Origin of the sequence: Paenibacillus sp. PsM32, assembly GCF_030433815.1 — a bacterium.
GTDB classification, from domain to species: domain Bacteria; phylum Bacillota; class Bacilli; order Paenibacillales; family Paenibacillaceae; genus Saccharibacillus; species Saccharibacillus kyungheensis.
In genome coordinates this window covers 221,074-227,073 of sequence record NZ_JARUWY010000009.1, presented here as the reverse complement: position 1 = coordinate 227,073, position 6,000 = coordinate 221,074, and the positions used below count along the sequence as shown (strand labels likewise).

The window sequence follows — 6,000 nt, the reverse complement described above, 5'->3', positions numbered from 1 at the left end:
TGATGTAATAAAAAATGATTTTTGTGTAACAAAATATCTTACGATAAGCGCTTGGTAGTAAAAGCGCGACATCTTCTGATGTAATAAAAAATGATTTTTGTGTAACAAAATATCTTACGATAAGCGCTTGGCAGTAAAAGCGCGACATCTTCTGATGTAATAAAAAAGCTCTATACTTTATTGATATCGGCAACATTAGCAAATGGATTATAGCTATTTTACATGATATACGTAATAATTGCCTGTTCAGATTATGATAAACCAATTGCAAAAAGATGAATCTTTTAACGATGACACAGTCTGTCAATAAATTGTCATAAACGGCGATATGACAACGATGAATCCAAAAGACTTTTTATAATAGGTATGATAAAGTGAATAGTACCTATGGTGTATTCGGCAGGGCATGTGACCCTATTTTAAAGAAAGATTGTATGGTTTGCAAAAATGATGTTAAAGGTACTACAAGATATTGCGCTTATATAGTTAAGCGCTAGGGAGGAACTTATCAGCGTGGATAAACAAATCAGTTATCAGACTTCTTCGGATTCCACAACATCCTCTACCGAACCTTCGCCTTCAGATCAACCGGTGACTTGGAGAGATTTTGTGACGCTTGCCAAGCCAGGGATTTTGAGATCGAATCTGATTGCGACCTTCGGTGGATTTTGGCTCGCTTCTGGTTGGAATGTAGATTACATCCATTTGTTATGGACATTGCTAGGTACGATGTTGGTGATGGCCTCTTCATGTGTGTTTAACAATTATTTTGATCGTGAGCTGGATACCAAAATGATACGCACACAAGATCGTGTACTAGCAACACGTCGTATCTCACCTTATATTGTACTCTGGTATGCCATCATATTAGGTATTCTCGGATTGACGGTACTGACATTATTTTCAGGTCTGCTTGCAGCGGCATTTGGTGTGCTTGGGATGTTTGTTTATGTGATCATCTATACACTGTGGTTAAAACGCTCATCTACATGGAGTACATCACTTGGCGGGATATCAGGAGCGATGCCGCCGGTTATCGGATATGTAGCAGTTACCAATCATGTGGATCTAGGCGCGTGGTTATTATTTGCTATGTTATTCTTATGGCAACCACCACACTTCTGGGCACTCGGCATTCGCCGTGTAGAAGAATATCGAGCAGCAGGTTATCCTCTTTTGCCAGTCGTTAAAGGAATCCAACGCACAAAGTATCAAATGCTTCCGTATATTGCATTGTTAATTCCTATTCCTATTTTGATGTATATGTACAACTATACAGGTATTATTTTTATGATCGTATCGCTGGTGTTGTCTGTATTGTGGTTCGGGATGGCAGTAGCCGGATTTAGAAAACAAGATAATGACAAGTGGGCGAAAACGGCGTTTATTTTTTCGATTAACTATCTGACGATTAGTTTTATTATGATGATTATCGATACTGTTCATAAAGGATAAGCTTCTACCTCTACAATGATAAAAAAAGAACACCACAGGAGAGACAACTCTATGTGGTGTTCTTTTAATATATGATGGGGTAAATAATATACTCTTCCAAGCCCGCCTTTTCTAATTGAGCAACAAGATATTCATCAGGGGTGCCTTCAACACCAGCATAACCACGTCTTGTGTACATATGAATAGCATCGGGAAACGTATCGCGCAATACACCACGAATTTTTTTGCCAGCAGGATCATTGTCCATAAATAAGTACACTTCATCATGTCCGATTTGTTTGCGTAGCTTTTCTAATTTTAAGGCATTGAGTGTTCCAAATGTACATTCTATGTGTACTTCTTCTTTTAATAAGCGGCGTAAACGACTGCGATCATTTTTGCCTTCGACAATAATATGCATCGTATCATATCCTTCCAATTATTGTAATATATCAAAAGATAGCTTACGAAATAAAGCGATCTAGAGCGTTTGCTGACATATCATCTATACATCTTGTATAATGAACAAAGGTTATAGAGTAGGGTATGTATTATTACACAAATGCATTCATCATGAAAAATGAAAGTTGGAGGTTGAAGCTATGGATTGGCAAGTGTGGAGCGAGTTTTTCAAACAAAATTGGCTAATCATTCTGGTTGCCTTAATTATACTATTTCTAGTGATTAATCTGGTCAAAACGGTAATCAAATGGTTGATCGTGATTATTATTGCTGTTGCTTTGTTCATATATAGTGGGATTTCTATGGATCAAATTAAAGATACAGTTTCCGGTGTAACCGAGCAGACCCTTTCAGCCTTACAGCAAGAAGCAACAGAAGTGATGAAAAAAGAAGCCGCTGATGCCAAATTTGAAAAAAATCAAGATGGTACGTATACGATTCGCACCACCAATCTTGAAGTATTAGGAACACCAGGCAAAAACACAGTAAGTGTTACTTTCCGCGGGGTGTCTTTGGGTGAATGGGATGTGAAGGGAACGATGAAATCTTTTATAGAAGAAGCCAAATCGAACGCTGGCACATCAGGTAACCCTTCTTAAATAGCATGATCAAAATGTAGGGGGACCTGTATGACGATGAATGAATTGTCCACGTTTTTCGATAGCAGTCCAGTATCGGTTTTAATATATGTCATTATAGTATTCTCTATTATTCAAGGAATACGTCATGGTGCAGTACGTTCAGCAGGGCGATTGCTCTCATGGGCTGGACGTACATTGTTAACCGTGTTAGCACTTGTATTAGCTGCTCCTTTTGCGTTGTGGGCTTCTCCTTATGTGCAGTCCTGGGCGCAAAGCGTATCTTCTGTGACACCAGAAGGTCAATTGGAATGGTGGCGTGAAATGTATTACTCAGCGATTTATTTAATCTCTGAATTTTCGTTGTTACGTTTTATTGTGTTATTTGTTTTGAGTTATGTAGTAGCCAGTATCGCTTTTTCATTGCTAACCGTCTTGCTTTTACCGGAAAAATGGAGCCGCGGCTCTATGGGGGGAGAACCTAAGCGTTCTTCATGGCTGAATCGTTTAGCAGGTGGAGGTATAGGACTGCTTAACGGAGCAGTTCGATCTATTATGGTTATTTTGATTTTATTTATCGTGGTCAGTCTTTATCCAAGTACAACTGTAACTTCATATGTAGAAGGTTCTGCGTTGTATCGGCAAAGTGTATCCACTGTGATTAAGCCGTTAACCGGTTCTTTTGTAGCTGATACATTACCTGTGTTCACCAGTGCAGTGGAGAAAGAGTTAACCGGTATTTTTCAACGCAAATATGATGTCGTTGATCGTAGCATTCCGTCTGATATTGAAGATGCGGCAGCAGCGATTGTAGCCAAAGGAACAAGCACAGAAAGCAAAGCTCGTTTGTTATATGAATGGGTAGGCTCACGGGTGACTTATGATTATAGTAAAGTCGAAAATTATGAGCAACGTGGAATCTGGCATGAACAAAATCCTGAAGAAACATTTGCTACTCGTAAAGGGGTATGTATCGATTATGCTCGTTTGTATGCTGTAATGGCACGTTCTCAGGGAATTGATGTAAGAGTGGTTACAGGTCTTGGTTATAATGGACAAGGTGGTTATGGTCCTCATGCGTGGAATCAAGTGTATTTACCGGATTCAGCACAATGGGTTCCTCTTGATCCAACATGGGCTTCCGCAGGCGATTGGTTTAATCCGCCCAAATTCGCAGAGACTCATATTGAGCAAAGTGTGTTATAAAAGAGCGAAAATATTCAACAGCAGGTTGTCTATGGTATGATAAAAAAAGTTCAAATGTCGCCTCGTTTTATAGTTGATGTACAGAATGACAGGCATCATGTAGTGCCGTAAGAGAAAGGGAAATGTTACAACATGAATAAATCGGGTATGGACGATCCGTCAAAGCGCGAGTTGAAAAACCAACGTCAGTTTTCGATTCGACTGAATGTGTTTTTCTTTGCGACTTTTATCATTTTTAGTGTCTTAATTGTTCGTCTGGCGGTATTGCAGTTCGTAGAAGGTCCAACGTTGAAAGAAAAAGAAGCAAGTATTTCGAGTAAAAGTACGCCTATTCCACCGATCCGTGGCAATATTATGGATGCATCTGGTGAAAAAATTGCTTATTCTACGTCATCTCAGTCTTTATATTTTACTTTGGAAAAAAACTATTCTTTAGCAAAAAATAAAGACGAATTATATGGCATTGTGAGTAAGCTCAAAAAGGTATTCAATCAATATGGTAATAAAGATGAAACGATGACCGCAGATCAGATCATCGAAGCGATGGATATTACGTATCGCAAAAACTTCGGTTATACGCCGCGCCGGATCAAAAAAGATTTGACCAATGAAGAGATCGCTTATTTCCTTGAACATAAAGATCAATTCCCGGGAATTGAGATTGTAGAGGAAAGTGTTCGACATTATGATACCGATCGTGTCGCTGTGCAGACAGTAGGTTACTTGTCTTCTTTTGCCGGTGTTCGTAATACGATGGATCATTATAAAAACAAAGCGAGATTAGAAGATCCTCAAGAAAAATATCTCGATACTGAATTTGTCGGTGTAGATGGTATAGAATATGCGTATCAAGATGATCTACGTGGTAAAAATGGTCTCAAAACAACGCCTGTAAATGCGATGAATATTGCAAGTGGTCGTACTGAACTGACTGCTCCTGAAAAAGGCAATAACGTATGGATGACCATTGATAAAAATGTACAAAAAACAACGCAACAAGCGATTACCGATCAATTGTCGTTCCTTCACTCTTATCGCAGTGGTTCCTCTTACGCGCCTAATGCCCAAACAGGATATGCAGTAGCGATGGAAGTAGATACAGGAAATATAGTCGCTATGGCAAGTATGCCTGATTATGATTCCAATGTATGGGAAAGTATGACGGACGACAAATATAAAGATATTCAGCATTATTATGCTAACGGAGCGATTCGTGAAGTGTATCGCGAAGGACATGCTTCTTCAATGGTGTTGATGGGTTCAGTTATTAAGCCGTTAAGCGTTCTGATAGGATTGAAAGAAGGATTGTTCACACCTTATAGTGGTTATCAAGATATTGGATTTGCTCAGTTTGGTAAAGCAGGATACGAATCCAAAGTACGTAACTCTAGCAATCACGTCTACGGTTATTTGACTCCTTCTACTGCCATCGAACATTCATCGAATGCATTTATGGTCGATATGGTGGGTAAAAAGTTGTATACCAAATACGGTGGCGAATCTATTAATGTATGGGATAAATATATGAAAGAATTTGGTCTGGGCGTATCTACGAAAAGTGGACTTCCTTATGAAAGTGATGGCTCAGGCGAATATATGAATCTTAAAGCTGCTGGTAGTGCGCAAGCAGCAATGGCATATGCTTCATTTGGACAACAAGGGAAGTATACGACTCTACAGTTAGCGCAATATGTAGCAACATTAGCGAATAAAGGAACACGTCTTAAACCTCAATTGGTAAGCAAAATTACCGATTCAGAAGGTAATATTGTACAGAAAACAAAAGCACAAGTGGTTAACCAAATCGATTTCCCGGATTCTTACTGGTCGACAATTAAGTCTGGAATGAAGAGTAAAGTATCTGGATTTGATGGTTTCCCTTATGACTATGCTCGTAAAACAGGTACATCGCAGCAATCAGTATATGGTCATTTAGTGGATAACGGTGTATTTATCGCTTATGCTCCACGAGATAATCCGAAGCTGGCAGTTGCTGTTGTAATTCCTGAAGGTGGATTTGGTGCACAAAGTGCGGCTCCAGTAGCTCGCAAAATCTTTGATGCCTATGATCAAGAATACGGATTAGATGGTATTCCGAAAAAAGTATCAGAAGCCAAAACAACCGATCAAGCAACAGATAGTACTAATAATTAAATAGTAAATTAGCGTAATTGATCTAAATTGTAGAGTAGCGGGTTCCTTCTAAAGAGGAACTCGCTTTTTTGTTATCTTTTTGTAGTCTACATCTCGTTAACATATGTTAAAATGAAGAAAGAACAACATTATATGGAACGAAATACATAGGAGGTTCAACAACCGG

The 6,000-nt window shown here is 39.0% G+C and carries 5 protein-coding genes; 4 read left to right on the top strand and 1 reads right to left on the bottom strand.

Features of this window, described 5'->3' with window-relative positions:
• Positions 1 to 513: 513 nt before the first annotated feature.
• A complete protein-coding gene (cyoE, locus tag QCD85_RS17565; protein ID WP_273613527.1) occupies positions 514 to 1,455 on the top strand; it encodes a heme o synthase in 942 nt (313 codons plus the stop codon).
• Between the two features lie 64 nt (positions 1,456 to 1,519).
• Here cyoE and QCD85_RS17560 read toward each other — a convergent pair whose 3' ends face one another.
• On the bottom strand, positions 1,520 to 1,855 hold the full coding sequence (locus QCD85_RS17560) for a toprim domain-containing protein (protein WP_273613526.1): 336 nt from the start codon (positions 1,853 to 1,855) through the stop codon (positions 1,520 to 1,522).
• A gap of 181 nt (positions 1,856 to 2,036) precedes the next feature.
• On the opposite strand from QCD85_RS17560, the gene QCD85_RS17555 reads away from it, so the two are divergent.
• From QCD85_RS17555 to QCD85_RS17545, 3 genes are all read left to right on the top strand, one after another.
• Positions 2,037 to 2,495 carry an ATPase gene (locus tag QCD85_RS17555; protein WP_273613525.1) on the top strand — a complete coding sequence of 153 codons (459 nt, stop codon included), beginning with the start codon at positions 2,037 to 2,039 and terminating at the stop codon, positions 2,493 to 2,495.
• Positions 2,496 to 2,525: 30 nt separating this feature from the next.
• Positions 2,526 to 3,680 carry a transglutaminase domain-containing protein gene (locus QCD85_RS17550; protein ID WP_301263379.1) on the top strand — a complete coding sequence of 385 codons (1,155 nt, stop codon included), beginning with the start codon at positions 2,526 to 2,528 and terminating at the stop codon, positions 3,678 to 3,680.
• Positions 3,681 to 3,812: 132 nt separating this feature from the next.
• Positions 3,813 to 5,834, top strand: a complete 2,022-nt coding sequence (locus QCD85_RS17545; RefSeq protein WP_301263378.1) for a peptidoglycan D,D-transpeptidase FtsI family protein — start codon at positions 3,813 to 3,815, stop codon at positions 5,832 to 5,834.
• Positions 5,835 to 6,000 lie beyond the last annotated feature (166 nt).

Bases quoted from the DNA above. Each gene is read 5' to 3' on its own strand.
- QCD85_RS17555 (WP_273613525.1), top strand. From the start codon at position 2,037: ATGGATTGGCAAGTGTGGAGCGAGTTTTTCAAACAAAATTGGCTAATC.
- QCD85_RS17545 (WP_301263378.1), top strand. From the start codon at position 3,813: ATGAATAAATCGGGTATGGACGATCCGTCAAAGCGCGAGTTGAAAAAC.
- QCD85_RS17550 (WP_301263379.1), top strand. From the start codon at position 2,526: ATGACGATGAATGAATTGTCCACGTTTTTCGATAGCAGTCCAGTATCG.
- QCD85_RS17560 (WP_273613526.1), bottom strand. From the start codon at position 1,855: ATGCATATTATTGTCGAAGGCAAAAATGATCGCAGTCGTTTACGCCGC.